Origin of the sequence: Vagococcus fluvialis (assembly GCF_003337315.1) — a bacterium.
Lineage (GTDB): Bacteria > Bacillota > Bacilli > Lactobacillales > Vagococcaceae > Vagococcus > Vagococcus fluvialis.
Genome location: NZ_QPJV01000006.1, coordinates 124,908 through 137,536 on the forward strand (window position 1 = coordinate 124,908; position 12,629 = coordinate 137,536).

The 12,629-nt window shown below is 30.7% G+C and carries 13 protein-coding genes and 1 other RNA gene; 8 read left to right on the top strand and 6 right to left on the bottom strand.

What is annotated here, in order from left to right; translation table 11 throughout:
- Positions 1 to 20 precede the first annotated feature (20 nt).
- Positions 21 to 1,226: a GGDEF domain-containing protein gene (locus DFR54_RS07760; RefSeq protein ID WP_114289732.1), complete on the bottom strand. Its 1,206-nt coding sequence runs from the start codon at positions 1,224 to 1,226 to the stop codon at positions 21 to 23.
- 19 nt (positions 1,227 to 1,245) lie between these two features.
- Positions 1,246 to 2,742, bottom strand: coding sequence for an AcpB/EbpR/MafR family transcriptional regulator (locus tag DFR54_RS07765; RefSeq protein WP_114289733.1), 1,497 nt, complete (start codon positions 2,740 to 2,742; stop codon positions 1,246 to 1,248).
- 269 nt (positions 2,743 to 3,011) lie between these two features.
- Between DFR54_RS07765 and DFR54_RS07770 the strand changes: the two genes are divergently transcribed.
- Positions 3,012 to 3,707 carry a zinc metallopeptidase gene (locus DFR54_RS07770; protein WP_114289767.1) on the top strand — a complete coding sequence of 232 codons (696 nt, stop codon included), beginning with the start codon at positions 3,012 to 3,014 and terminating at the stop codon, positions 3,705 to 3,707.
- Here DFR54_RS07770 and DFR54_RS07775 read toward each other — a convergent pair.
- On the bottom strand, positions 3,704 to 4,552 hold the full coding sequence (locus DFR54_RS07775) for a helix-turn-helix domain-containing protein (RefSeq protein ID WP_114289734.1): 849 nt from the start codon (positions 4,550 to 4,552) through the stop codon (positions 3,704 to 3,706). The genes DFR54_RS07770 and DFR54_RS07775 overlap by 4 nt on opposite strands.
- A gap of 114 nt (positions 4,553 to 4,666) precedes the next feature.
- Here DFR54_RS07775 and tadA point away from each other — a divergent pair, with 114 nt between their 5' ends.
- Together tadA and ffs are read left to right on the top strand one after the other, a co-directional pair.
- Complete coding sequence (tadA, locus tag DFR54_RS07780; protein WP_114289735.1) at positions 4,667 to 5,194, top strand: tRNA adenosine(34) deaminase TadA; 528 nt, start codon at positions 4,667 to 4,669, stop codon at positions 5,192 to 5,194.
- A gap of 15 nt (positions 5,195 to 5,209) precedes the next feature.
- An RNA gene (gene ffs, locus DFR54_RS07785) (signal recognition particle sRNA small type) lies at positions 5,210 to 5,294 on the top strand.
- A gap of 107 nt (positions 5,295 to 5,401) precedes the next feature.
- On the opposite strand, the gene DFR54_RS07790 is transcribed toward ffs, so the two are convergent.
- Positions 5,402 to 6,046 (bottom strand): deoxynucleoside kinase, encoded by a 645-nt coding sequence (locus DFR54_RS07790; protein ID WP_114289736.1) that lies wholly within the window; start codon positions 6,044 to 6,046, stop codon positions 5,402 to 5,404.
- A gap of 155 nt (positions 6,047 to 6,201) precedes the next feature.
- Here DFR54_RS07790 and DFR54_RS07795 point away from each other — a divergent pair, with 155 nt between their 5' ends.
- Positions 6,202 to 6,681, top strand: a complete 480-nt coding sequence (locus DFR54_RS07795) for a cupin domain-containing protein (RefSeq protein WP_114289737.1) — start codon at positions 6,202 to 6,204, stop codon at positions 6,679 to 6,681.
- 113 nt (positions 6,682 to 6,794) lie between these two features.
- Here DFR54_RS07795 and DFR54_RS07800 read toward each other — a convergent pair whose 3' ends face one another.
- Together DFR54_RS07800 and DFR54_RS07805 are read right to left on the bottom strand one after the other, a co-directional pair.
- Entirely contained in the window at positions 6,795 to 7,709 is a 915-nt protein-coding gene (locus tag DFR54_RS07800) for a DUF5692 family protein (RefSeq protein ID WP_086342447.1), read from the bottom strand.
- Between the two features lie 125 nt (positions 7,710 to 7,834).
- Positions 7,835 to 8,380 (bottom strand): TetR/AcrR family transcriptional regulator C-terminal domain-containing protein, encoded by a 546-nt coding sequence (locus tag DFR54_RS07805; protein WP_170126940.1) that lies wholly within the window; start codon positions 8,378 to 8,380, stop codon positions 7,835 to 7,837.
- Positions 8,381 to 8,467: 87 nt separating this feature from the next.
- Here DFR54_RS07805 and DFR54_RS07810 point away from each other — a divergent pair, with 87 nt between their 5' ends.
- The 4 genes from DFR54_RS07810 (at position 8,468) to DFR54_RS07825 (ending at position 12,629) form a co-directional block, all read left to right on the top strand.
- On the top strand, positions 8,468 to 9,502 hold the full coding sequence (locus DFR54_RS07810) for a LacI family DNA-binding transcriptional regulator (protein ID WP_206172059.1): 1,035 nt from the start codon (positions 8,468 to 8,470) through the stop codon (positions 9,500 to 9,502).
- Between the two features lie 141 nt (positions 9,503 to 9,643).
- Positions 9,644 to 10,897 (top strand): ABC transporter substrate-binding protein, encoded by a 1,254-nt coding sequence (locus DFR54_RS07815; protein ID WP_114289739.1) that lies wholly within the window; start codon positions 9,644 to 9,646, stop codon positions 10,895 to 10,897.
- A gap of 11 nt (positions 10,898 to 10,908) precedes the next feature.
- Positions 10,909 to 11,778, top strand: a complete 870-nt coding sequence (locus DFR54_RS07820; RefSeq protein ID WP_114289740.1) for a carbohydrate ABC transporter permease — start codon at positions 10,909 to 10,911, stop codon at positions 11,776 to 11,778.
- Complete coding sequence (locus DFR54_RS07825; protein WP_086342452.1) at positions 11,778 to 12,629, top strand: carbohydrate ABC transporter permease; 852 nt, start codon at positions 11,778 to 11,780, stop codon at positions 12,627 to 12,629. The genes DFR54_RS07820 and DFR54_RS07825 overlap by 1 nt, the downstream gene beginning before the upstream one ends.

Here is a 12,629-nt window from a genome sequence, read left to right on the forward strand (position 1 = left end):
ATCGTTGACTAGGATTAAATCTAGTTAGCGATGTTTTTTACCATTGGAATAGCATAAGATTTTTGTATAATTTGATTCTTTCCATTTCTTTTGGCTTCATAAAGGGCTTCATCAGTGATTTTAAATAACTCTTTAACAGTTATAGCATTATTTTTTAAATTATCATCAAAAATTGGTTTGAAGTCAATAAGTCCGATTGAGAGACTCAGATAAGGTAATAAATCTTCTGGAACTTTTTCTTGACGTAATGTTGAGTAAAAAGTTTGAAACAAAAGAGAAGTATTATAATCATCATGTTTGAAAACAACTGCAAATTCATCTCCACCAAATCGACAAATCCTAGTTCGTGATTCGGGAGTTAGTGTTTCCTTTAGAGCGTTTGCTGTTTTTTCTAAAACTTTATCTCCAACTAGATGACCAAATGTATCATTTATACTTTTGAAGTCATCAATATCAATGATAGCAAGTGAAAAATGATTGCCTTCATAAATAGCTTCATTATAAGCTAAGTCAAGAAAAAAATAAAAAGATTCTTTATTATAAAGACCAGTTAAATTATCAAAAATAGAGGCTGTCTGATAGATCCGAATTTCTTGAGAAATTTTAATGACCCGATGAATTAACCATCCAGTAAATAAAAAGAAAACAGAGAAAATAGCAAAATTTATTAAAATTTGAATGATTAGTAACCAATCAAAAATTGAATGAAAAGCAATAATAAAGAATATACTTCGAATAATAATTGTTGAAATTAAACAGATGATAACTGAATTTCTTGCAGGAAACTTCTTTTTATAAATTATAATACTGACTGTAAGAATTAAAAGAGTTATGAATATATTGTTCATATATTCAGTAATTGAAGCTCCTCGTAGTTGATATTCTATACATTTCAGAATTATTAGAGACGAAGCAGAGAAGACACCAGTTAAAGGAGAACCATAGAAAACTGAAAAGAAGACTGGTAGATATCTAACATCAACTGGCCTAAAATTATAAATTGGTATACCATGTTTTGAAATAATAAATGACATAATACCAATAAAAATTCCTGCTCCAAATTCTGCTGATTTACTTAATTTGATGTTATTAGTAACAATTAGATGGTTTGAGTCAGTATCATTTTTTGATAGTGAATGTTTTAAAGAATAAAAATATAAACCTAAAGTAACAGCAACAATAATAGATAAATTAATAACAACAGCATTGATTGTTTGAAGTATCATAGTGTGTTCCTTTTCATGTTCATATTTTTAGAGAATCTAGAGACTTTGGATCAATACGATTAATATTGTTAATTGCTTTTCTTAAAATACCCCAATCGCCACTAGAAGGAATATCATCAATTACAACTAGTTTTTCAGTTGGTAATAACTCTGAGTTAAAGTTTGTTACTAGAATATCATAGTCATTCAAATTATCAGGCTTTTCTTCATCTAATAAAACAATAGAACCTTTGAAATAATCAATAGTTGCTTTACTACCAAAATTATTATGAATCATTTTAGCTAAAAACTCAGAATGTTCTTTACCAATATCGCTTAAAACAAATAGCTTAGCCTTTTCTTTTTTTTCTTGTAATATTGCTGGGAGATCACTCCATTTAATCATTAACCAATAAAGAATAACGTTATGATATGTATCCTCCCAAGGAAAGGCTGTTGCTTTTTGCATTTGAGTTAAAGAATGTTCCACTACTGTATTAAGAATTGGATAATCTTTTTTAATGGCATTACCATTATAGAAGTAACTATCATAAATAATATGATTTCTAAAAGGATAGATTCGATGGTACAAATAAAGTTGTTTCATTGTTCCTTCGATTTTATTAGAAATATCGTTACTTAACGTAATGTCAAAAAAATCCCGTAAATTTTTAATAAATTGATTAATTTCTTTAGTAACAAGTAGCTGCTCCTCAGCATCTTGCCAATTACTTTGATGAGCAAAAATAGTGAAAATTAAATCATTTAACATGTTGTCATCAACAGTCATTTTGTACTGAAATGCAATTTTTTCTAAGTCTTTTTTGTTTTGAGTAAGTTTATTATAGATTGGTTGTAAAAGCTCATCTTTAATTGTATGGCTCATATGGAAGCCTTGACTCTGTCTAATCATGCTAACATTAAAGATATAGTTCATATGAATCAGTTGATTATCATCTAATTCAAAATCAAAGTTTTCTGCTAGTTTTCGAATGAACATAACAGAATCTTTTTTATTAACTGGAAAAGGCCATTCTGTTGCGTTATAAGCTTCTCTAAAGAAACTAGTATAGAAACATCTAACAAAAAATTCGTTAGTGCCTACGACTCGACAAGGTTTTTTTTCAAGTATGAGTCCGTATTTAGCTAAGGATTCTGACATGGCACTTGTAATTCTATATAGGGAAGATTCACTTATAAAAAGTTTTTCTCCCCACTTCTCAATACTTAATGAAGTATCAAAAAACATAGACTCAAGTAATCTAAAGGCTTCAGAATTCTTTAGAACATAGCGATAAACAATTTCCACATGGCTACTTGGTTGGGTTCTAAGTCTAACGCCATTTTTTTTAGAAGTCTCAATTAGTAGATGGGGATACCAATTATCTTTTAAATAGCTAACATCATTATTAATGGTTCTTAGGGATGCATTATTTTCTTGGGCTAATTCATTAGAGCTAATCCAGTCAGAAACTTCATTTAAATGCTCTAAAATTTTTAAGCGTCTTTGGGTAGGGGTATCAAGCAGTTCTCTCAATCCTCTTACCTCCTTTATCTATTAATTCTATTAAAATTATTACGTTTTAAAAAACGTAGGTCATGAATGTTCAAATATCCTTACTTATTAAGATACATCATTTAGTCTAATAAATCTACCGAATTAAACAACAACTTTTTTTTATCGAACTTTTTAAAAATAAGGTTCTATTTTCGAAAATTCATAAAAGTTTCAAAATAAAAAGATACTTCTTATGAATATTTTTGTTAAACTAGAGTTAGAATAATTTAGGAGGAATGAATATGTTTATGCCGTATATGTTTTTTGACAAAACTTATATACTTGTTGTTATCGGCGTTTTAATCTCTGGTTGGGCGTCTAGTTACATTAATAGCACATACCGTAAATATGAAAAAGTCAGAAATAAAAAAGGATTAATGGCCTCAGATGTGGCGCGTTTAATTTTAAGAGATGCAGGTATTAATGATGTAGGAGTAACGCAGATTTCAGGAGATTTAACAGATAATTATAATTCGAAAACAAAAGTTTTAAGTTTATCTGAAAGAGTGTCAGAATCAAGATCAGTTTCTGCTATTGGAGTTGCTGCTCATGAGTGTGGTCACGCCATTCAAGATAAAGAAGGGTACGCTCCCTTAAAATTAAGATCTGCATTAGTACCTGTTGTTAATTTTGGAGCAAGTATTTCAATCCCACTAATTTTAATAGGGGCAATATTCTTCAGTAGTACACCTTGGTTAGTTACATTAGGTATATGGTGTTTTGCCTTAACTTTCATTTTCCAAATCGTAACACTACCAGTTGAATTTAATGCTTCAAGAAGAGCGTTAGCTGTGTTACAAGAAAATCAAGCTCTTGATTCAGAAGAATTAGTTATGGCTCGTAAAGTGCTAACAGCAGCAGCCTTAACTTATGTAGCTGCTGCTATCGCCTCATTATTACAATTAATTCGTTTAGTTATTCTTTTTGGTAATAGAAGAGATTAATCAATTAATAAGTAACAAAGAGTTAAATTTTTCATTTCTTTTAAAGATAAGCCGTAACGCTCGTAAAACTTATCTAGTCGATATTGTAGTGTGTTACGATGAATATAAAGCTCCTTAGAAGTTGAGGTAATATTACCTTGATTGAGCCATAATGTTTTGATGATTTCTTTGATTTCTTGATCTAAATCAAAAGCTTCTTTTAATGACGTCATAATCGGACTTTGACTGATTTTATCTTTAGTCAAATAATCTAGAGCAACATCTTGAAAAGAAAAGACTTTACGTTGTTCTTCATAGTAATCAGAAAAGATTTGTTTTTCTTCTGCAAAAAAAGAAGTAAAGTCATAAGATGATTCATTAAAGTTGCCAATATAAGCATTGGACTGAATTAAAAAATCATTCTCTAAGGTCAGTAACATTCCTTCAAGATCATCTTTTTGAGGAATAATTTTTGTTTTTTGTTCTATTAATAGAGCTGTCGTTTTATCAATGAAGAAAAAATCTTCCACTTGATTAAATAATCGAGATAAGTGAGTTAACCAATCCTTAGCATTGGTTGACTCTTTTTTTAATTTTAATTGAATAACTCGGTATGAGTGCTCAGTTGAAACAAGTGGTTTATGTTGAAATAAATACTGATACCAAAGATGTTTTTCCATAGATTGTCTTTCTTCAAAATCAGGAAAAAGAGATGTTAGTAATTTAATTTCAGACATTGCTAAATTATTTTTTGGTAAAAGAAACCAATTATTTTCAATAGGTAATGAAAGAATCTCTTCATCAATTGAGGCATGAGTTGAAAAAATACCTTGAGGGTAAATCTTAGTTAGTTGTTCCTTGTTCACAAAACATCCTATCCTCTCTAAAATAAAGCTATCTGTATTTTATCATAAGTATGACAGAAACTAATGAATTATGTTAAGATAAGCACAAATAATTAAACAATTAAGAGGTAGATTATGATAAATGATTCTGTCAAACTAACAGATGAAGAAAAAGAATATTTTATGAAAGAGGCTTTACTGGAAGCAAAAAAAGCTGAGATTATGGGAGAAGTCCCAATTGGTGCTGTAGTAGTCTTAGATGGTCGTATAATAGGTAGAGGACATAATGTGAGAGAATACTCTCAGGACGCGACAACTCATGCTGAAATGATTGCTATCAGGGAGGCAAATCGTCATGTTGAAAGTTGGCGACTTGAAAAGGCACAGCTCTTTGTCACTTTAGAGCCTTGTCCAATGTGTTGTGGTGGTATTATTTTATCTAGAGTAGAAGAAGTCTACTATGGTGCAAAAGATCCAAAAGGTGGAACAGCCGGGAGCTTACTTAATTTACTTGAAGACACAAGATTTAATCATACTTGTTATGTAGAAACAGGCATTCTAGAAGAAGAATGTGGTCAAATTTTAACTAGCTTTTTTAGAAATATTCGTCAAAAAAAGAAAGACGCAAAAAAGGCTAGCAATTTTAATTCGTTTGAAGTATAATAAATATTGCCGCAAGGCTAGGACAATGACGGGCGCACGAAGCGTGTCAGATCTGGAAGGAAGCAGCACTAAGTACGTGCCGTCATGTGTCTGATTAAATGTTGTAACATCAAGGCTTAGAGCCTTATTTTTTTTTGCTTAAAATTAAAAAGTAGTACAAAAAGACACCTGTTTAGAATGTTATTTCTAATAAACAGGTGTCTTTCATTAATCTCTTATCTTTTTTAGTTCAACTAAAACTTGTGCTACGACTTCTTTAGCCGCTTCGGGATTTTCGATAAAATCAAATTTATCTCCATCGATTTGCATCTTAGGGCTCTCATTATAATCTTCATACCATTTTTCATAACGAGAATTTAATTCTTTATAGTAGTCATAAAGACTAGAATCATAAGTAATTTGCTCAAAAGGTCGATTTCTTTTTTCAATTCGTTTTAGCATCGTTTCAAAAGAAACTTTAATATGAACCAATAAATCAGGTTGTTTTTTATGTGCTGCAAAGGGAAGTTCTTCCATCATATTATCTAAAAGTTCTTCATAAACAGTTACTTCTTGTGCAGTTGCACGACCAAGATCTGCATTTAAATGAAATAATAATGAATCCTCGTAAATCGAGCGGTCTAAAACATTATTATCATGAGCAAGAGCTTCTTTAATACTCTTAAAACGTTTATTTAAAAAATATATTTGTAACAGAAAAGCATATTTTTCTGGATCCTCATAAAATAAAGGTAAAATTTCATTATTATCAACACTTTCATAAAATACATCACTACCTAATTCCTCAGCAATCATTTTTGAAAGACTTGTTTTTCCTGCACCAATTGTTCCAGCTAATACTATCACACTCATATCCTCCTTAAACTCCTTAACTATATATAGTATTTTATTTTGTACTTATATATATTAATACACAATATATAGTTATTCAAGTCTGAAACTGAAAGTTGTTATTAAAAATAAATTTTAGTATAATGATTTCAAGCAATTAAGGGAGGAACAAGTAAATGAAGACAAAAGAAGAATGGATTAAAGAACTTAATTTAGAAGCTCATCCTGAAGGTGGTTTCTATTTAAGAACAGAAGAATCAGAAGAAACGATTACTCGTCAAAATAAAACGAGAAAACTATATACAAGTATTTATTTTGTTTTAACAGAAGAAAGTCCTTCTCATTTTCACCAGTTAACAGCAGATGAAATTTGGTATTACCATGACGGAGAACCATTGACAGTTCACTGTATATATGAAGATGGCACTTATGAGGCAGTTAAAGTTGGTAAAGATACTCAAAAAGGTGAGAGACTTCATTTTAATGTTCCAGCTGGTACTATCTTTGGGTCAACTGTAGAAAAAGATTACTCATTAGTAAGTTGCGTGGTTGTACCAGGATTTGATTTTGAGGATTTCAAACTTTTTACAAAAGAAGAACTACTAAAAGATTATCCAAAACATGAAGAAATTATTACAAGGTTAACTATTAAATAAAAAAAGTAGTGTGACTTGAACAAGTCACACTACTTTAATTACGAATAAACGATGTCACAGAAGTTGCTTCGGCGGAAATAAGCTGAACACTTTTGTGACAATCTTCTTTTTTATCAATTGTTTTGTTTAACTTCTTCAAATGATTTAAGTCCAGCATAAACCTCATCTTTAAGAACGTTTTTCTTCTGAGTTTTAATACGGTAAATATGATAAATGAAGACCGCTACGTTAATAGCTAAAGCTAAAAAGCTTAATGTGAATAGTGCTGTACTACTGTGAGAGCTTTGAACAGCAAATTTAGATTCACCAACAAATGCTGGGAATGTCATTGTAAACATCATCCAAAATGCTAGTGTTTGAGCTCTATGTTGTAACCAAGCACCTTTTTTAATGAAGAATGCAGGGATTGTACATGACATTAATAAACCAAGACCAGCATAGAATGAGTGGTCAGACACACAGTTGTAAACATAAGCAAAGTTCCAAACGTCATAAGCAATAATCCAGAACCACATTTGGTCAGCCCAAACCATGTCTTTTTGTTTGTCTTTACTAATTTGAATACCCATCCAACCAGAAATAGTTAAGATGTTTAAAATACCGGCTACACCGTTCATAATGTTCCAAACGCCACCGTTCATGAATACACCATCAACCATACCATGTAGTGAATAGACTTGGAAATCACGAATAACAGCTTCTAAAATGTTAAGTGCTAAAATAAAAGCAGGGAAAGCCATCATCCATTTTTTATCTTGAGCTCCTTTAATAAATCTTAAAGCTAAGAAACCTAAACAGCCGGCAAGAGCTGAATAAACTTTCACCCAGTGGAACCAAGTTCCTGTACTACTTCCAGCACCTGCTGTTGTAGGCCAGATGAAGATTGTTAAAAATACTGGTAAAACTGTAAATAAAATAAGTGCAACCCATTTATTTGCGCGGGCAAGTTCGTTCATTAACATTAAACCACCTACGACAACAAACCACATGACGATGGAATACCAGGGCATGCTTTCAAAGAAAAACATAAAAATACCTCCTATAAAGTGTTTAAATAATACATCCTTATCATACGAAGTTTAGAAAAAAATCATATAAACAAATGTGAGTATTTGCACAAAATTTGGGCATTTTTAATATTTTGTCCAAAGAATCAGTGGTTTTTAATAATTAATTCAATTGTTCCTTTTGTCACACCCTCAATTCTCTCAATTAACATATCTTTTGGTTCCTCTAATCTAGTAGTTAACCAATGAGTAACTTGAGCCACAATGGCACGTCCATAAAAGTCAGCAATCTCCATTTTTAATTTTTTAGAAAGAATTTTTTCATCATATGATTGGTCCATTATCGAGACTAGCATATGGTAAGTAATATTGTATAAAAAGATTTCAAGTCGATCTCGGTTAATCGAATGGAAAGTATTTAAACAAAATTTTCTATTTTCTTCGGTGTAGTTTAAAACACTTAATAAGCCGTTTTTCCAAGTATCTAAATCTTCATATGACTCTAAACCTTTAACAATTTCGTTATCAAAAGTCCATTCAAGTAGCTCATTAATATCTGAAAAATGATAATAAAAAGTATTTCTTGAAACACCAGCTGTTTGAGTTACATCATTAATAGTTATTTTTTCAAAAGGAATTGAAGCCATTAACTCTTTCAATGCTTGAGAGAGGGCTTTTTTGGTTAAATTCATCATTTAGCCTCCTATTATTAGTCATCCTCTATTATAATATAAAAGAGAGTAAATCACAGATAATATAATAAATAAATTAAAGGAGAGATGATAGCTGTGGCAACAATCAAAGACATTGCTAAATATACTGGTGTGAGTCCAACAACAGTTTCAAATGTAATTCACGGAAGAGATAGTAAAGTCTCTCAAGAAACGAAAGAGAAAGTAAAAAAGGCCTTAAAAGAATTAGACTACACAGCTAATATGGGAGGTAGACTCTTAGCAAAACATGGCTCTAAAATAATTGGCATGATTATCCAGGACACTGAAGCTGAAAAAGAAAGTTTTTATGACAATCCTTACTACGGAGAATTAATTCAAGCAGTTGAATCTCAAATTAAACAAATGGGATATTTTATGATGTTTCACCGAGTATCTGATTTTGAAGAAGGAGCCAAATTAGCTGAGATGTGGCATTTAGAAGGTCTAATCGTTTCAGGAGCTTCAAGTATGGAAATTTCAAAATGGGAAAAAAAAGTAACTGTTCCGATTGTGTTTGTTGATACGTATGGTTCGAAAAATCAGCAGCCAAAATTAAATGTAGGAATTGAGGATGCCAAAGGAGCTTACGAATTAACAACCTATTTACTAAATAAAAACCATAGAAAAATAATCTTTCTTGCTAAGGGTGAGGATAGTGAAAAATGGGTAGGAGCTGATTTTGAAAGAGCAAAAGGTGTTAAAGCTGCTATGAAAAAATGGGAGTTATCCCCATTATTGATGGGTATGCCAACAACTTATAAAAATTATCAACCATTTGTTCATGAGGTACTAGAGGATAAAATAAAAAACTATACTGCTATTTTTTGTGCATCCGATCTATTAGCTGTTCAAATTATTTCTGAGCTTTATAAAAGTAATATTCAAGTTCCAAGGGATATTTCTGTTGTTAGTTTTGATGGAACACTTTTATCCCAATATGCTATTCCACGTCTAACTACTATGTCCCAAGACATTTCAAAAAAAGCAACTATGATTGTTGAGTTAATAATTGAAGGAATTAAATCTAAAAATCAGTTAGAAAAAAAATTAATAATTCCGACTAAATTGATTGAAGGAGAGTCTGTTAAATTTATTGAATAGTTATTGGAACCGTTTTTATTTTTATTGACTACAAAAAGAATAAATGCTATATTTTATCCAAGGTGTGACGGAACACTTAGGTGGATAGCTTTTATTTTTTTGATTATAGGTGTTACGTAACACCTGAAAGGGGAATAACTAATGGTAAAGTTAAAAAGTGTGGGGTGCTTGATTTTAACACTTAGTTTGTTGAGCTTAAGTGGTTGTGGTACTGAAAAAGATAATACTCAAACAACTATTGAAGTTTTCAATAATAAATCTGAAAACCAACAAATTATGAAAACGTTTATTAAAGAATATGAGGAACTAAATCCAAATGTAAAAGTTGTCTTTAGTTCTCCGCCAGATGCAGGAACTGTACTTAGAACTAGATTAGTAAAAAATGATATCCCAAATATAATTTCCTTTGGTGGAGATATTACTTATACAGAACTTGCTGATGTTGGAATGTTAGAAGATTTATCAAATGAAACTTTTATTGAAAATATTGTTCCAGCATATAAAGATATGACAGTTGATTTACAGAAAGATAAAAATAAATTATTTGGTGTTCCTTACGCAACGAATGCCTCAGGTGTTATTTATAATGAAGAAATCTTTAAAAAACTAAATTTGGGAATTCCAAAAACATGGGATGAATTTGTAACTATCTGCCAAATTTTAGAAGAAAATAATATAACACCTATAGAAGCTACATATAAAGATGCTTGGACTTTAACAGCTGTATTTAATCCTTTAGCAGGAATTTTGGCAAAAGATAATTTAATGGTAGATCGAAAAAGTGGGAAGCAAAAATTTGAAGAAGGTTGGATAAAACCGCTAGAGCAATTATCTGAAGTGATGACATTTACTCAGAAAGATGCAATGGGGACAGGCTATGCAGATGGTGTACAGAATTTTGCTAAAGGAAAATCAGCTATGCTAATAAATGGTACATGGGCGATACCAGAAGTGCAAAAAGCTAATCCTGATATAAAAGTAAGTCTATTTGCCTTACCTGCAAGTAATGATGTCACTTCAAATAAAGTTACAAGTGGTGTTGATGTTATGTTTATGATAGGGAAAGACACTAAAAATCAGAAAGAATCTAAAGATTTTATTGAATTTTTACTTCAGAAAGAACAATCAGAGCGTTACGTAGAAGATCAATTTGCTTTCTCAGCTCAAAAAGGAGTTAAACAAGATAATCCATCTTTAGTTAATGTAAGCCCAATGATTGAATCTGGCCAAGTAAATGATTTTATTGATCATTTTTTACCAAATGGTTATGATTTAGCAGCATTATTATCAGAATTTGCTTTAGAGCAAAACAAAGAAAATGTAGATACTAATAAAAATATAAATCGAATTCTAAAAAAAATGGATAAAGCTTATGATGCTTCAAATATGGATTAAGGGGAGTTAATATGAAAAAAGTGAGAAAAATTCATCCAGCATTTTATGCAATGGTTATCCCAGTAGCTATTTTATTTTTTATCTTTCATACAATACCGTTCTTACAAGGGATTTTTTATAGCTTTACAGATTGGCGTGGATACGGGGAATGGAATTTTGTTGGGTTACGAAATTATTTACATATGTTTCAAGATGAAGATATTTTAAATAGTTATCTCTTTACGTTTAAGTTCGCTATTATATCGACCCTATTAGTGAATGTAATTGGCTTATTTTTAGCGATTGGTTTAAATGCTAAAATTAAATTTCAAAAATTTTTAAAAGCAGTTTATTTTTTACCTTACATGCTTGGAACATTGATAATTGGTTTTATTTTCAATTTTATCTTTGCTCATTTAGTACCAGAATTTGGAATAGGAGCAGGTATTGAAGCGTTAAGTGTTAATATATTAGGAACTGAATATGCTTGGGTAGGTATTGTTATTGTGACTGTTTGGCAGTCATTAGCATTTACGACTTTAATTTATTTATCAGGGTTACAAACAGTAGATCAAGATATTTATGAAGCCGCTGATATAGATGGAGCAAGAGGATTTACTCTTTTTAGAAAAGTGACTTTTCCTTTATTAGCCCCTTTCTTTACAATTAACATGGTATTATCGGCTAAAGGGTTCTTGATGGCCTTTGACCAAATTGTTGCTATGACAGGTGGAGGTCCAGGGACTTCAACAACTTCTATTTCCCTGCTTATCTATAAAAAAGGATTTACAGGTGGCCAATTTGCATATCAATCAGCTAACTCAGTTATTCTCTTTTTAGTTGTGGTGACTATTTCAATTCTACAATTAAGGATATTAGAGAAAAGGGAGGCTAATGTATAATGTTAGGTAAAAAAAATATATTTAAACGTTCAAACGGCTCAGTTAATTGGCCACTAACTATTCTATTGATGGGATTAGCGATATTTACTATTTTTGGACCACTTTATATGACATTAATGATTGCGGTAAAAGACCCAAGTCAAATGGATAGTATATTATCATGGCCTCAAACTTTTCATTGGAGTAATTTCAAAGAAGCGTGGGAATTAACTAACTATCCAGAAAAATTTAAAAATACTCTTATTATAACTAGTATAAACTTGGTATTTACAATCTTTACAAATAGTTTAGCGGCTTACGCTATTACTAGAAAAAGAGGATCATCTAAACTTTTTAATGCCCTATATTATTACTTTATAAGTGCTATGTTTATACCTTTCAATGTGATTATGTTACCACTTGTTAAACAGGCATCAATATTTAATTTAGATAATTTAGCGGGAATTACTTTTCTTTATATTATTTTTGGTTTACCGATGAATACATTTTTATATACTGGTTTTATTAAAAAGATTCCAGAGGCAATGGATGAAGCAGCTGAAATTGATGGAGCTAGTCCTTTACAAGTGTTTTATTATATTATTTTTCCAATGTTAAAACCTGTTCATGCAACTGTTGCAATTTTGAGCTTCATGTGGACTTGGAATGATTTCTTAATGCCTTTAATTTTTTTAAGTAAACCAGAGCAACAAACGTTGCAGTTATCACAATATATTTTTCAAGGACAATTTTCAACACAGTACAATTTAGCATTTGCTTCGTATTTACTGGTTATATTACCTGTTTTACTTATTTATATCTTTTTCCAAAAATGGATTATTGCAGGAGTAACTGACGGAGCAGTTAAATAG

Bases quoted from the DNA above. Each gene is read 5' to 3' on its own strand.
- DFR54_RS07815 (WP_114289739.1), top strand. From the start codon at position 9,644: ATGGTAAAGTTAAAAAGTGTGGGGTGCTTGATTTTAACACTTAGTTTG.
- DFR54_RS07805 (WP_170126940.1), bottom strand. From the start codon at position 8,380: ATGAATTTAACCAAAAAAGCCCTCTCTCAAGCATTGAAAGAGTTAATG.
- tadA (WP_114289735.1), top strand. From the start codon at position 4,667: ATGATAAATGATTCTGTCAAACTAACAGATGAAGAAAAAGAATATTTT.
- DFR54_RS07795 (WP_114289737.1), top strand. From the start codon at position 6,202: ATGAAGACAAAAGAAGAATGGATTAAAGAACTTAATTTAGAAGCTCAT.
- DFR54_RS07760 (WP_114289732.1), bottom strand. From the start codon at position 1,226: ATGATACTTCAAACAATCAATGCTGTTGTTATTAATTTATCTATTATT.
- DFR54_RS07825 (WP_086342452.1), top strand. From the start codon at position 11,778: ATGTTAGGTAAAAAAAATATATTTAAACGTTCAAACGGCTCAGTTAAT.
- DFR54_RS07820 (WP_114289740.1), top strand. From the start codon at position 10,909: ATGAAAAAAGTGAGAAAAATTCATCCAGCATTTTATGCAATGGTTATC.
- DFR54_RS07800 (WP_086342447.1), bottom strand. From the start codon at position 7,709: ATGTTTTTCTTTGAAAGCATGCCCTGGTATTCCATCGTCATGTGGTTT.
- DFR54_RS07790 (WP_114289736.1), bottom strand. From the start codon at position 6,046: ATGAGTGTGATAGTATTAGCTGGAACAATTGGTGCAGGAAAAACAAGT.
- DFR54_RS07770 (WP_114289767.1), top strand. From the start codon at position 3,012: ATGCCGTATATGTTTTTTGACAAAACTTATATACTTGTTGTTATCGGC.
- DFR54_RS07810 (WP_206172059.1), top strand. From the start codon at position 8,468: ATGATAGCTGTGGCAACAATCAAAGACATTGCTAAATATACTGGTGTG.